This window comes from Streptomyces sp. NPDC020917 (assembly GCF_044333795.1).
Taxonomy (GTDB): Bacteria; Actinomycetota; Actinomycetes; order Streptomycetales; family Streptomycetaceae; genus Actinacidiphila.
On record NZ_JBIRRR010000010.1, the window covers coordinates 139190 to 151274 of the forward strand.

Annotated in this window: 13 protein-coding genes and 1 tRNA gene; 7 read left to right on the forward strand and 7 right to left on the reverse strand. The window is 72.0% G+C overall.

The window, feature by feature from the left end; translation table 11 throughout:
- Nucleotides 1–111: 111 nt before the first annotated feature.
- Nucleotides 112–1413: a PTS transporter subunit EIIC gene (locus ACH4TG_RS22470; protein ID WP_398244196.1), complete on the reverse strand. Its 1302-nt coding sequence runs from the start codon at nt 1411–1413 to the stop codon at nt 112–114.
- Nucleotides 1414–1630: 217 nt separating this feature from the next.
- Between ACH4TG_RS22470 and ACH4TG_RS22475 the strand changes: the two genes are divergently transcribed.
- Both ACH4TG_RS22475 and rph read left to right on the forward strand, forming a co-directional pair.
- Nucleotides 1631–1864: a glucose PTS transporter subunit EIIB gene (locus ACH4TG_RS22475; protein WP_398244197.1), complete on the forward strand. Its 234-nt coding sequence runs from the start codon at nt 1631–1633 to the stop codon at nt 1862–1864.
- A 179-nt stretch (nt 1865–2043) separates the two neighbouring features.
- Nucleotides 2044–2769, forward strand: coding sequence for a ribonuclease PH (gene rph / locus ACH4TG_RS22480; protein ID WP_398244199.1), 726 nt, complete (start codon nt 2044–2046; stop codon nt 2767–2769).
- Between the two features lie 300 nt (nt 2770–3069).
- On the opposite strand, the gene ACH4TG_RS22485 is transcribed toward rph, so the two are convergent.
- Genes ACH4TG_RS22485 through ACH4TG_RS22495 form a run of 3 tightly spaced genes read right to left on the reverse strand, consistent with a single transcriptional unit; the run spans nt 3070 to nt 5673 of the window.
- Complete coding sequence (locus tag ACH4TG_RS22485) at nt 3070–4068, reverse strand: ATP-binding cassette domain-containing protein (RefSeq protein ID WP_398244200.1); 999 nt, start codon at nt 4066–4068, stop codon at nt 3070–3072.
- 5 nt (nt 4069–4073) lie between these two features.
- Nucleotides 4074–4877, reverse strand: coding sequence for an ABC transporter permease (locus ACH4TG_RS22490; RefSeq protein WP_398244201.1), 804 nt, complete (start codon nt 4875–4877; stop codon nt 4074–4076).
- The gene (locus ACH4TG_RS22495; RefSeq protein ID WP_398244202.1) at nt 4870–5673 is read right to left on the reverse strand and encodes an ABC transporter permease; all 804 of its coding nucleotides are present in this window, start codon (nt 5671–5673) and stop codon (nt 4870–4872) included. The genes ACH4TG_RS22490 and ACH4TG_RS22495 overlap by 8 nt, the downstream gene beginning before the upstream one ends.
- Nucleotides 5674–5986: 313 nt before the next feature.
- On the opposite strand from ACH4TG_RS22495, the gene ACH4TG_RS22500 reads away from it, so the two are divergent.
- Nucleotides 5987–8347, forward strand: a complete 2361-nt coding sequence (locus ACH4TG_RS22500; RefSeq protein ID WP_398244203.1) for a transglycosylase domain-containing protein — start codon at nt 5987–5989, stop codon at nt 8345–8347.
- A 110-nt stretch (nt 8348–8457) separates the two neighbouring features.
- On the opposite strand, the gene ACH4TG_RS22505 is transcribed toward ACH4TG_RS22500, so the two are convergent.
- Together ACH4TG_RS22505 and ACH4TG_RS22510 are read right to left on the reverse strand one after the other, a co-directional pair.
- Nucleotides 8458–8760: a GroES family chaperonin gene (locus ACH4TG_RS22505; protein ID WP_398244333.1), complete on the reverse strand. Its 303-nt coding sequence runs from the start codon at nt 8758–8760 to the stop codon at nt 8458–8460.
- Between the two features lie 49 nt (nt 8761–8809).
- Entirely contained in the window at nt 8810–9136 is a 327-nt protein-coding gene (locus tag ACH4TG_RS22510) for a DUF3618 domain-containing protein (protein WP_398244205.1), read from the reverse strand.
- A 101-nt stretch (nt 9137–9237) separates the two neighbouring features.
- Between ACH4TG_RS22510 and bcp the strand changes: the two genes are divergently transcribed.
- From bcp to ACH4TG_RS22530, 4 genes are all read left to right on the forward strand, one after another.
- Entirely contained in the window at nt 9238–9705 is a 468-nt protein-coding gene (gene bcp / locus ACH4TG_RS22515; RefSeq protein WP_398244207.1) for a thioredoxin-dependent thiol peroxidase, read from the forward strand.
- A gap of 103 nt (nt 9706–9808) precedes the next feature.
- Nucleotides 9809–10423: an HNH endonuclease gene (locus ACH4TG_RS22520; RefSeq protein ID WP_398244334.1), complete on the forward strand. Its 615-nt coding sequence runs from the start codon at nt 9809–9811 to the stop codon at nt 10421–10423.
- Between the two features lie 65 nt (nt 10424–10488).
- Complete coding sequence (locus ACH4TG_RS22525; protein WP_398244335.1) at nt 10489–11322, forward strand: HNH endonuclease; 834 nt, start codon at nt 10489–10491, stop codon at nt 11320–11322.
- Nucleotides 11285–11359: transfer RNA gene (locus tag ACH4TG_RS22530), tRNA-Leu, on the forward strand. Before ACH4TG_RS22525 ends, ACH4TG_RS22530 begins: the two co-directional genes overlap by 38 nt.
- A gap of 45 nt (nt 11360–11404) precedes the next feature.
- Here ACH4TG_RS22530 and rdgB read toward each other — a convergent pair.
- On the reverse strand, nt 11405–12016 hold the full coding sequence (rdgB, locus tag ACH4TG_RS22535) for an RdgB/HAM1 family non-canonical purine NTP pyrophosphatase (RefSeq protein WP_398244208.1): 612 nt from the start codon (nt 12014–12016) through the stop codon (nt 11405–11407).
- Between the last annotated feature and the right edge of the window lie 69 nt (nt 12017–12085).

The following is a 12085-nucleotide window of genomic DNA, read 5'->3' on the forward strand; positions in this document are numbered from 1 at the left end:
GTCAGGCCGACATAAAGGAATGGGTCATTCCGTATGGCCTCCGCCACATTTGCGGCTTTCGGGCAACCTGTCCCGCAACCCCCTCTGACCAGGCGGGATGGCCCAGAGGGACTACTTGACGTTCTCCCGCTCCATCTCCTCGCTCAGCTCCTCGGGCTCGCGCCCGGGCGTCTTGAGGTCGAAGAAGGTGATCACGAACCGGAAGAGCGCGTAGTACACCGCCGCGAAGCCGGCGCCGACGACCAGGATCAGCCAGGGCTTGGTGGCGAGGTTCCAGTTGATCACGTAGTCGATCAGGCCGGCCGAGAAGCTGAAGCCGTCCTTGATCCCCAGCGCCCAGCACAGGGCCATGGACACGCCGGTCAGCAACGCGTGGATCGCGTACAGCAGCGGCGCGATGAAGAGGAAAGAGTACTCGATGGGCTCGGTGATCCCGGTGACGAACGAGGTCAGCGCCACCGACAGCATCAGGCCGCCGATCTCCTTGCGGCGGTGCGGCTTGGCGGTGTGCGCGATGGCCAGCGCCGCGGCCGGCAGCGCGAACATCATGATCGGGAAGAACCCGGTCTGGAACTGCCCGGCCGTCGGGTCGCCGGCCAGGAAGCGCGGGATGTCGCCGTGCACCACCGTGCCGTCCGCCTTGGTGTAGTCGCCGAACTGGAACCACACGAAGGTGTTCAGGAACTGGTGCAGCCCGATGGTGAGCAGCGCCCGGTTGGCCACGCCGAAGATGCCCGAGCCGATCGACCCCAGGTCCACCAGCTGCTTGGAGAAGGCGGTCAGCCCGTCGCCGATCGGCGGCCAGACCCACAGGCAGGCCGCGGCGAACACGATCGCCACCCCGGACATGATGATCGGCACCAGCCGGCGGCCGTTGAAGAAGCCCAGCCAGTCCGGCAGCTTGGTGCGGTGGAAGCGCTGCCACAGGTAGGCGGTGGCCAGGCCGAGTACGATGCCGCCGAACACCCCCGGGTTCTGGTAGGTGGCGATCACCGCGGTGTTGTCCTTGGCCACGCAGGCCCCGGCCTGGAAGACGCTGCCGGCCGCGCAGTCCTTGGGGAAGGCGTGCAGCACCCCGTTGTAGACGAGGAAGCCGGCGACCGCGGCCAGCGCCGTCGAGCCGTCGGACTTCCTGGCCATGCCGATCGCCACGCCCACGCAGAACAGCAGCGGCAGGCCCAGGCTGCCGTCGAGCAGCGCGCCGCCGGCCCCCGCGAAGACCTTGGCCAGGCGGTCCCAGCCCAGCCCGGTGGGGCCGAAGACGTCGTCCTGGCCGAGCCGGTTGAGGATGCCGGCCGCCGGCAGCACCGCGATCGGCAGCTGCAGGCTGCGGCCCATCTTCTGCAGGCCCTGGAAGAACGCCGACCCCCAGGACTTGCGGGGAGCCGCCGAGACCGCAGTGCCTGCGCTCATCGCTGTCCCCTCCCTGGCGGCCGCCGGTCCGGACCGCGTTACAGTGGTCTAAACCACTAGGCGCGGAGTGGGCGCCGCCGCACCCGTCCGGAGCAGGGCGCCCATGATCGTCATGGTGGTCCCCCGGGCGGACAACCGCCCGTGAAGTTGGGCCAACCGTGGGTTACCGTGACAGAACGGACCCGCCGGTGGGTCAGGGGAACAGGGAGACACGCAGATGGCCACCAAGGCTGAGAAGATCGTCGCCGGACTCGGCGGAATCGACAACATCGAAGAGGTCGAGGGCTGCATCACCCGGCTCCGCACCGAGGTCAAGGACCCGGGCCTGGTCGACGAGACGGCCCTGAAGGCGGCCGGAGCCCACGGCGTCGTGAAGATGGGCAACGCGATCCAGGTGGTCATCGGCACCGACGCCGACCCGATCGCCGCCGACATCGAGGACATGATGTAACGGCGCGGCCGGCTCGGGCAGCAGACGCAGAACCGTTTCTCCGGCCGGCGCGCCCCGGGACCCGTCCCGGGGCGCGCCGGCCGGAGTCGTTCCCGGGGCGGGACGGCCGCGGTCCCGGGCGGCAGCGGCGTGCCGCACCGCCGTCCGCCCGGGCCGCTCACCCGGATAGGCTCGGGCACATGTCACGATTCGACGGCCGCACCCCCGACCAGCTCCGCCCCGTCACCATCGAGCGCGGCTGGAGCAAGCACGCAGAAGGCTCCGTCCTGGTGTCCTTCGGCGACACCCGCGTGCTGTGCACCGCCAGCGCCACCCAGGGCGTGCCGCGCTGGCGCAAGGGCAGCGGCGAAGGCTGGGTCACCGCCGAGTACGCGATGCTGCCGCGCGCCACCAACGACCGCGGCGACCGCGAGTCGGTCCGCGGCAAGATCGGCGGCCGCACCCACGAGATCTCCCGGCTGATCGGCCGCTCCCTGCGGGCCGTCATCGACTACAAGACGCTCGGCGAGAACACCATCGTGCTGGACTGCGACGTCCTGCAGGCCGACGGCGGCACCCGCACCGCGGCGATCACCGGCGCCTACGTGGCACTGGCCGACGCCGTCGCCTGGATGCGCGACAACCACCTCATCCGCGCCAAGGCCCAGCCGCTCACCGGCACGGTCGCCGCGGTCAGCGTCGGCATCGTCGACGGCACGCCGCTGCTCGACCTCGCCTACGAGGAGGACGTCAGGGCCGAGACCGACATGAACGTGGTGTGCACCGGCGACGGCCGCTTCGTCGAGGTCCAGGGCACCGCCGAGGGCCAGCCCTTCGACCGCACCGAACTCGACGCCCTCCTCGACCTCGCGGTCAAGGGCTGCGCGGACCTGACGGCCTTCCAGAAGGCCGCCCTGGAGGGCTGACGAACGAGCTGCCGCAGTGGCCGGCCGAGGGACGAGGCCGTCCGCGGAGGCAGTGAGGAGGAAGTCCGACCGCAAGAAGGGGCGGGCTGGCGAACGACTCACGGGGTGGCCGGCCGAGGGACGAGGCCGTCCGCGGAGGCAGTGAGGAGGAAGTCCGACCGCAAGAAGGGGCGGGCTGGTGAACGACTCACGGGGTGGCCGGCCGAGGGACGAGGCCGTCCGCGGAGGCAGTGAGGAGGAAGTCCGACCGCAAGAAGGGGCGGGGCGGCCACACGGCGCCCGCGCCCCCCGGGGCGGTCGTCAGGCCGGGGTGGTTTCCGTCGGGGCGCCGTACATGCGGGCGATGACGTCCTCGATCGCGGGCTCGCGGACCGACAGGTCGAGCAGCGGGTAGCGGTCGGCGACCGCGGCGACCAGCGGCGCGGCGCTGTCCTCCGCGGGGAACGCCAGCCACTGGCGGGGGCCCTCGACCTTCACGCAGCGCGCCCCCGGCACCTCCACCGGGGGCAGCTCCCGGGCGAAGTCCACCACCAGGGTCCGCTCGCTCCCACCCACCGCGTGCAGCCCCGCCAGGTCGCCGTCGTACACCAGCCGGCCGTGGTCGATCACCATCACCCGGCGGCACAGCGTCTCGATGTCGGTCAGGTCGTGCGTGGTGAGCAGCACCGTCGTACCGCGCTCGGCGTTGATCTCCTTCAGGAACGAGCGGACCTTCGTCTTGCTCACCACGTCCAGTCCGATCGTCGGCTCGTCCAGGTACAGCACCTGCGGATCGTGCAGCAGCGCCGCCGCGATGTCGCCGCGCATCCGCTGCCCCAGCGACAACTGCCGCACCGGCACGTCCAGCAGCGGCCCGAGGTCGAGCAGGTCGACACACGCCTCCAGGTTGCGGGAGTAGCGGGCCGGCTCGATCCGGTACATCCGGCGCACCAGGTGGTACGAGTCGCGCAGCGGCAGGTCCCACCACAGCGTGGTGCGCTGCCCGAACACCACCCCGACCCGCCGCGCCAGCCGGGCCCGGTCCCGCGTCGGGTCCAGACCGCAGATCCGGATCCGGCCCGCGCTCGGGTTGAGGATCCCGGTCAGCATCTTGATCGTGGTGGACTTCCCCGCGCCGTTCGGCCCGATGTAGCCGACCACCTCGCCGTGCGGCACGGTGAACGAGATCCCGTCCACCGCCCGCACCTCGTGGCGGGTGCGCCGCACCAGGCCGGCCCTGCGGCGCACGTCGAAGACCTTCTCCACGCCGTCCAGCTCGATGACGGTGCCGCCCGCGGCACCCGTCCCGTCCTCGGTCATCCCGCTCAGCTCCCTGTACTGCGATACGAACGAAGCCCCGCGCGCCAGGCCGCACCGGCCAGCACGCAGCAGCAGACAGCGACCAGCGGCGACAGGAAGTCCACCCACCGCGGCAGGCCCAGCGGATCCGGCTTGCCCAGGATGTGCAGCGCCGGCAGCCAGTTCACGAACGCCAGCGGCACCACGAACGTCACCCCGCGCACCAGCTCCCGCGCGAACACCCCCGGCGGGTACTGCAGCATCGTGTTGCCGCCGTACGTCACCGAGTTCTGCACCTCCGACGCGTCCGAGGCGACGAACTGGAACGCGGCCCCCGCCACGAACACCGCGCAGAAGATCGCCGCCCCGGACGCCAGCATCACCGGCACCAGCAGCACCTTCGCCGGCGTCCACGCCACGTCCACCCGCAGCAGCGCCCAGCCCAGCACCAGCAGGCCCTGGGTGATCCGGCCCAGCCGACGCAGCGCGAACCGGTCCGCGGCCACCTGCGCCAGCACCGGCACCGGACGCAGCAGCAGCGTGTCCAGCGTGCCGTCCCGCACCCGCCGCCCCAGCCGGTCCATCGACCCCATCAGCAGGTCAGCCGTCCCGAACGCGGTGCTGGTCGTCCCGTACAGGAACGCCACCTCGGGCAGCGTGAACCCGCCCAGCACCCTGATGTGCGAGAACATCAGCAGGATCGTCACGAAGTCCAAGGCGGTCGCCGCGAAGTTCCCCAGCGCCGTCATCGCGAACGACAGCCGGTACGCCATCGTCGAGCGGACCCACATCCCGACGATCAGCCCGTAGGCGCGCACCGTCTCAGCCACCCTGGACCACCACCCGTCGCGTCGCCACCGACTGCAGCGCCCGCCCGGCCGCCAGCAGCACCACCGCCCACATCGCCTGGAACGCCAGCGCGCCCGCCGCCCCCGCGCCGCGGTGCCGCCCCAGCAGCACGTCCGCCGGCACCTGGAGCATCGCCGCCCACGGCAGCGCCCGCGCCAGCTCACCCAGCCAGCCCGGGAACACCGTCAGCGGCAGCGCCATCCCGGAGAAGAACAGCCCCGCCAGCCACGCCATCTGGGCCACCCCCGCCCCGTCCAGCAACCAGAACGCGGTCAGCGCCACCAGGAACCGCAGCGCGAAGCTCACCACCGCGCCCAGCAGCACCGCCACCGCGAACAGCAGCCACGTCACCGCGTCCACCGGCAGCGCCAGGTCGAAGACCAGCGCACCGCACACCATCGGCAGCACCCCGCGCCCCAGCAGGTGGAACGCCGCCCGGCCCAGGTCCGCCGACAGCCACCACCCCTGCAGGTCCGCCGGCCGGTACAGGTCCACCGCGATGTCCCCGGACTGGATCCGGGCCATCAGCTCGTCCTCGAAACCGCCGCCCATCAGGGCCATCGTCATCAGCAGCGCCTGGCCCACCCACACGTACGTCAGCGCCTGCGCCTGCGTGTAGCCGCCCAGGTGCGGCCGCTGGTCCCACAGCGCGATGTAGCTGTAGGAGACGATCAGGCCGAAGACCGAGTTGGTGAACACCCCCGCCGCCGTCGCCGAGCGGTACGTCGCGTACCGCCGGAATCCGCGGACCACCACCGCCGCGTAGAACCCGCCCACCTCGCCCCGCACCTCCCGATGTCCCGGGGTCGGCCGTCCGCACCGGCCCGGCCGCCGCCGCCCAGGGCGGCCGGACACACAAGCGGAGGAGCCTAGTGCGCGCCGCACCGCCGCGGCCAACGAATTTCACCCGGATGCGTTTGCCGCACCTGTCACAGGCCTGTCACGGATGCGCGCCGGTGATCCGGGACGGGCAGGTGATGCGAGAAGGTGGGGCCGAGGACTGTGTGGGTGTACGCGGTCGTACGTAACGATTAGTCCACCATGTTCCGCCGTGGCCAACCTCGGCGGCGGCCGAGGAGTCCCCTAAGACATGAGCGTTGCGAACCCGACAGGCGGCCGTACCGGCCTGCGCCGGCTCCTGCCCAGCTGGCGGGTACTGACCGGCGGCGTCCTCACCATCCTGCTGCTGCTCATCGGCGCGTTCTTCGTCGGCTACGCCCTGGTCACCATCCCCGACCCCAACGCCGCAGCCGTCGCGCAGAACAACGTCTACCTCTACGCCGACGGCAAGACCGAGCTGTCCCGCGACGGCGCCGTCAACCGGCAGAACGTCCCGCTCAGCGGCGTCGCCAAGACCGCCCAGTACGCCGTGCTGTCCGCCGAGGACCGCAACTTCTACCACGAGTCCGCGGTCAGCCCGAAGGCCATGGTCCGGGCCATCTGGAACACCGCCACCGGCAAGGGCCGGCAGTCCGGCTCCACCATCACCCAGCAGTACGTCAAGAACTACTACCTCAACCAGAACCAGACGGCGTCGCGGAAGATCAAGGAGTTCTTCATCGCGATCAAGCTGGACCGCAACGAGACCAAGGACCAGATCCTCGAGGGCTACCTCAACACCAGCTACTACGGCCGCAACGCCTACGGCATCCAGGCCGCCGCCGAGGCCTACTTCGACAAGGACGCCGCGCACCTGACCACCGCCCAGGGCGCCTACCTGGCCACCCTGCTCAACGCGCCCAGCGAGTTCGACCTCTCCGCCCACCCGGAGAACGCACCCGCCGCCAAGGCCCGCTGGAACTACGTCCTCGACGGCATGGTCAAGGAGGGCTGGCTCACCGCCTCCGAGCGCAACGCCACCCCGTTCCCCGCCATCAGCAAGCCCAAGCCGATCGCCAGCAAGGCCGGCCAGCGCGGCTACATCATCGAAGCCGTCAACAAGTACCTCGCCGACAACCACATCGTCGACGCCGACTCCCTGCGCAGCGGCGGCTACACCATCGTCACCACCATCCAGAAGCCCAAGGAGGACGACCTCGTCAAGGCCGCACAGGACAACGTCTACGACAAGCTCGGCCACAACAAGGCCGACAAGTACGTGCGCGCCGGCGCGGTCTCCATCGACCCCGCCACCGGCAACGTCGTCGCCCTCTACGGCGGCATCGACTACACCAAGCAGTACGTGAGCAGCGCCACCAACAGCACCTACCAGCCCGGCTCCACCTTCAAGCCGGTGGTCCTCACCTCCGCCTTCGACCACCACGCGCAGACCCAGGACGGCAACCCCATCACCCCGTCCACCGTCTACGACGGCCGCAACAAGCGGGAGGTCCAGGGACCCGACGGCCCGGTCGGCTACCGCCCCGCCAACGAGGACGACGCCACCTACGGCGACATCGACGTCACCCGCGCCATGGACAAGTCCGTCAACGCCGTCTACGCGCAGATGGCCCAGGACGTCGGCACCGGCAAGGTCATCGACACCGCGCACGCCCTCGGCCTGCCCGACGCCGTGAAGATCCCCGAGACGCCCGCCATGGCCCTCGGCGCGTTCGGCGCCAGCCCGCTCGACATGGCCCAGGTCTACGCCACCCTCGCCAACCACGGCCAGGAGATCCCCTACTCCCTGGTCCTCAAGGTCACCAAGGACGGCAACGACATCGGCCTGCCCAAGCGCGACGCCGTCCAGGCCGTGTCACGCGCCGCCGCCGACACCACCACCTCCGTGCTGCGCAGCGTCGTCGAGAGCTCCGGCGCCACCGCCGTCGTCGCCCAGAACGCCGGCCGGCCCGCCGCCGCCAAGACCGGCACCGCCGAGAACGACCGCGCCGCCTGGTTCGCCGGCTACACCCCCAAACTCGCCACCGTCGTCGCCCTCCTCGGCATGAACCCCGACACCGGCGCGCAGGAGAAGCTCTACAACGCCATGAACCAGTCCCGGATCAACGGCGGCGGCCCGCCCGGACAGGTCTGGGCCCAGTACACCGCCGCCGCCCTGCGCGGCACCCCCGTCCAGGACTTCGACCTCCAGACCGACGGCGACTCCGCGATCCCGTCCGACGAGGCCACCACCCCCGACACCACACCCCCCACCACCGGCTCCACCCCGACCGGCTCCACGCCCGGCTCGCCGACCACCGCCCCGACCACCACCAGCGGCCCGCCCAGCAGCCAGCCCCCCAGCAGCACCCCGCCCACCGGCGACCCCACCCCGACCGACACCATGCAGCCCGTCGGCGGCACCACCACGGGCGGCGACGGCAGCGGCGGCACCGACGCGGGCGCCACCGGCGGTACCGGGGGCACCGGCACCGCCGGGGGCGCAGGCGGCACCGCGGACGGCGGCACCGGCAACCAGGCGCCGCCCGTGCCCGACGGCTTCACCGGCACCACGCCGCCCCGCAACTCCGCTCTCACCGCCCCGAACAGCACGAACCCGGGCGGGGGCTGAGCCCACCGCCCGGGTCACCGGGTATCCACGCCAACGGCAGCCGGCCGGGGTCCGCCGGGCCGGCCCGCGCCGCCGCTCTGGAGGCAGCGGCCGTCCTCCGGAGAGCCGTCCTACAGATACAGGCCCGTCGAGTCGTCCGTGCCCTGCAGCCGCTCCGCCGCCACCGCGTGCAGGTCGCGCTCGCGCATCAGCACATACGCCACGCCCCGCACCTCCACCTCCGCGCGGTCCTCCGGGTCGTACAGCACCCGGTCGCCGACCTCGACGGTGCGGACGTTCTGGCCCACCGCCACCACCTCGGCCCAGGCCAGCCGCTTGCCCACGGCCGCCGTCGCCGGAATCAGAATGCCGCCGCCGCTGCGGCGCTCACCCTCGCCGCTGTCCTGCCGCACCAGAAGGCGGTCGTGCAGCATGCGGATGGGGAGCTTGTCGTGCTCACTGTTCGAACTCACGGAACCGACGTTACCGGCGCCGCCGCCGCACCGAGAATCCCGCCACCACACCGGCCACCGCCACCACGGCCACCGCGGCCGGCACGATCCGGTCCAAGCGCGGCTTGCCCTCGTCCGTCACGAACTGCCCCCGCACCCGGGTGACCGCCCGGTTCGCCGCCACGTAGGCCTGCCCGACCGAACGGTCCAGCGCGGACACGGCCTTCGCCTTGGTGTCCCGCACGATCGTCGCCGGATGCACCCGGACCGCGATCTCGTCGAGCGTCGCCGCCAGACCGTCCCGCCTGCGGGCAATGTCCGCCTCGATCTGGGCGGGCGTCCTCGCACCTTCCGACACGCACTGCCTCCATCGCCTGATTCGGTAGCGTTCGGACAGTCTGTCAGCACGACCCGGCCCGCGCCGCGTCGGCACCCCCGTTTGCCCTGAGGAGCTTTCCCATGTCCACGCGCCTCGCCCCCGGCGACACCGCCCCCGACTTCACCCTCCCCGACGCCGACGGCAAGCCCGTCTCCCTCGCCGACCACCGCGGCCGCAAGACGATCGTCTACTTCTACCCCGCCGCCCTGACCCCCGGCTGCACCAAGCAGGCCTGCGACTTCACCGACAACCTCGACGTGCTGGCCGCCGCCGGCTACGACGTGATCGGCGTCTCCCCGGACAAGCCCGAGAAGCTCGCCAAGTTCCGCGAGAAGGAGTCCCTCAAGGTCACCCTGGTCTCCGACCCCGACCGCTCCGTCCTCGACGCCTACGGCGCCTACGGCGAGAAGTCCAGCTACGGCCGCACCATCATGGGCGTCATCCGCTCCACCATCGTCGTCGACGAGTCCGGCAAGGTCGCCCACGCCTTCTACAACGTCCGCGCCACCGGCCACGTCGCCAAACTCCTCCGCGACCTGTCCGTCTGATCCACCGGGCTGCCGCCGTAACCCCCGCGGCCCCCTTTCGTTGATCCGTACGACCACTCGAACACGGGTCCGGATCGACCGAAGGGGGCGGGCGGTGGCACGCATGTACACGCGCGAGGTGCTGGTCGAGGCGGCGCGCGAGACGTCGAGCGCCGCGGAGGCGGTGCGCCGGTGCGGCGGCGAGCCGACGCCTGCCCGGCAGCGCTACCTCCGCCGGAGGATGGCCGAGGAGGGCGTCGACACCTCCCACTGGACCAGCGGCCGTGTCCGGCACACCGAGCGGCGACTGCGTGAGGCCGTCGCCGTCTCCGCGAGCGTCAACGATGTGGTGCGGCACCTCGGCATCAGCCAGGTCGGCGGCAACCACGCGCACATCAGCCGCCGCATCGCGTCGCTGGGCATCGACACCTCCCACTTCGCCCGGGCACCGCGCCGCCGCGCGGGCGGCGAGCCCGGGGAGGTGCTGGGCCTGCGCCGCCCCGAGCAAGGGCGCGTACCCGGCCGGCGCCTGCGCCGGGCGCTGCTCGAAGCCGGGGTCGCCGAGCGCTGTGCGCTCTGCCGCACCGGACCCGAGTGGAACGGCCGCCCGCTGCGGCTGGAGGTCGACCACATCAGCGGCGAATGGTGGGACAACAGGTTGGCGAACGTGCGGCTGCTGTGCCCCAACTGCCATGCGGTGACGGACACCTACCGCGGTCGCCGGCGGAGGACCCCGTGAGCCCGCCGCGGTACACCAGGGACCTGCTGGTTCGGACGTCCGAGGTCTCCACCAGCGCCGTCGACATGCTGCGCCGCCTCGACGCGCCTCTGGGCAGCGCGCCCCTGCGGTACCTGGAAGCCAGGCTCGCCCACTACGGGATCGACGTGTCGCACTTCGTCGACGAGGCCCTCCCGCCGCGCCCCACGCGCACCTTCCCGCGGGAGCAACTCGCGGACGCGGCCCGCCAGTCCCGCAGCGTCCGCGAGGTGCTCGAACGCCTCGGGTATCCGCCGCGCGACGTCTCCTACGGCTACGTCCGCAGGAGACTCGACGAACTCGGGGTCAGCACCGGGCATTTCACCCGCGGCCGACGGTACGGGCCCGACATCCTCCCGAGGGAGCCGCTCGCGTCCGCCGCCGCCTCCGCCCGGAGCCTCGCCTCGCTGCTGCGACTGCTCGGCGTGCCCGACAACGCAGCTGTCCGTGCGCGGGTGAAACGCAGCGCGTCCGCGCACGGGATCTCCTTCAGCCACTTCACCGGGCAGGCGGGTGCGCGCGGCGCTGCCTCGCCCAGGCGCAGGTCCGCGGATGAGATCCTGCGCCGGCAGGATCCCGGTTCCGCGCGCACGGCCACCCGCCTGCTGCGCAGGTCCCTCGACGAACTGGGCGTCCCGCACGTCTGCGTCGAGTGCGGGACGGGCGACATCTGGCAGGGCCGGCGCCTGGTGCTGGAGATCGACCACGTCAACGGCGATCGGCTGGACAACCGCCGAGAGAACCTGCGGTATCTGTGCCCTTCGTGCCACAGCCAGACGATCGGCTACGCGAATCGGACTCGGGGGCCGGAGGGCGGGACGGCGCCCAGTACAGTAGCGCCGCGGGCCCGTACCCCAGCTGGCAAGAGGGCGCCGGTTTAGGTCCGGTGTGTCGTGGGTTCGAGTCCCACCGGGCCCACCCGCAGGCGCGGCGCATACGATGCGCCGCGCCGTTTTCGTGGGCTCAGCCGATCAGTTCGGCGATCTGGGGGGCCAGGGCGCGGAAGGCCTTGCCGCGGTGGCTGATGGCGTTCTTCTCGTCGGGGCTGAGCTCGGCGCAGGTGCGGGTGTCGGTGTCGGGCTGGAGGATCGGGTCGTAGCCGAAGCCGCCGGTGCCGGCGGGGGTGTGGCGCAGGGTGCCGGTGAGGCGGCCCTCGGTGACGCGGACGGTGCCGTCGGGGAGGGCGAGGGCGGCGGCGCAGGCGAAGTGGGCGCCGCGGTGCGGGGCGTCGATGTCGGAGAGCTGGGCGAGCAGCAGGTCGAGGTTGGCGACGTCGTCGCCGTGGCGGCCGGCCCAGCGTGCGGAGAAGATGCCGGGGGCGCCGCCCAGCACGTCGACGCAGAGTCCGGAGTCGTCCGCGACGGCCGGCAGCCCGGTGGCGTCGGCCAGGGCCCGCGCCTTGAGCAGGGCGTTCTCGGCGAAGGTGACGCCGGTCTCCTTGACGTCGGGGATTTCGGGGTAGGCGTCGGCACCGACGAGTTCGAGGTCGGGGCCGAGGCCCGCTTCGGCGAGGATCGCCTGGAGTTCGGTGACCTTGTGGGCGTTGCGGGTGGCGAGGACGAGTCGTCGGGTCATACGGCGATTATCTCCGCCGGGCGTTCCGCCGGGGGCCGGGCTCCTCCCGCCGCCGCTCCCGGCCCGGGG

Excerpts from the sequence above, each read along its gene's own strand:
- bcp (WP_398244207.1), top strand. The coding sequence starts at position 9,238 with ATGTCCACGCGCCTCGCCCCCGGCGACACCGCCCCCGACTTCACCCTC.
- ACH4TG_RS22520 (WP_398244334.1), top strand. The coding sequence starts at position 9,809 with ATGTACACGCGCGAGGTGCTGGTCGAGGCGGCGCGCGAGACGTCGAGC.
- ACH4TG_RS22485 (WP_398244200.1), bottom strand. The coding sequence starts at position 4,068 with ATGACCGAGGACGGGACGGGTGCCGCGGGCGGCACCGTCATCGAGCTG.
- ACH4TG_RS22475 (WP_398244197.1), top strand. The coding sequence starts at position 1,631 with ATGGCCACCAAGGCTGAGAAGATCGTCGCCGGACTCGGCGGAATCGAC.
- ACH4TG_RS22505 (WP_398244333.1), bottom strand. The coding sequence starts at position 8,760 with ATGCTGCACGACCGCCTTCTGGTGCGGCAGGACAGCGGCGAGGGTGAG.
- ACH4TG_RS22525 (WP_398244335.1), top strand. The coding sequence starts at position 10,489 with ATGCTGCGCCGCCTCGACGCGCCTCTGGGCAGCGCGCCCCTGCGGTAC.
- ACH4TG_RS22500 (WP_398244203.1), top strand. The coding sequence starts at position 5,987 with ATGAGCGTTGCGAACCCGACAGGCGGCCGTACCGGCCTGCGCCGGCTC.
- rdgB (WP_398244208.1), bottom strand. The coding sequence starts at position 12,016 with ATGACCCGACGACTCGTCCTCGCCACCCGCAACGCCCACAAGGTCACC.
- rph (WP_398244199.1), top strand. The coding sequence starts at position 2,044 with ATGTCACGATTCGACGGCCGCACCCCCGACCAGCTCCGCCCCGTCACC.
- ACH4TG_RS22470 (WP_398244196.1), bottom strand. The coding sequence starts at position 1,413 with ATGAGCGCAGGCACTGCGGTCTCGGCGGCTCCCCGCAAGTCCTGGGGG.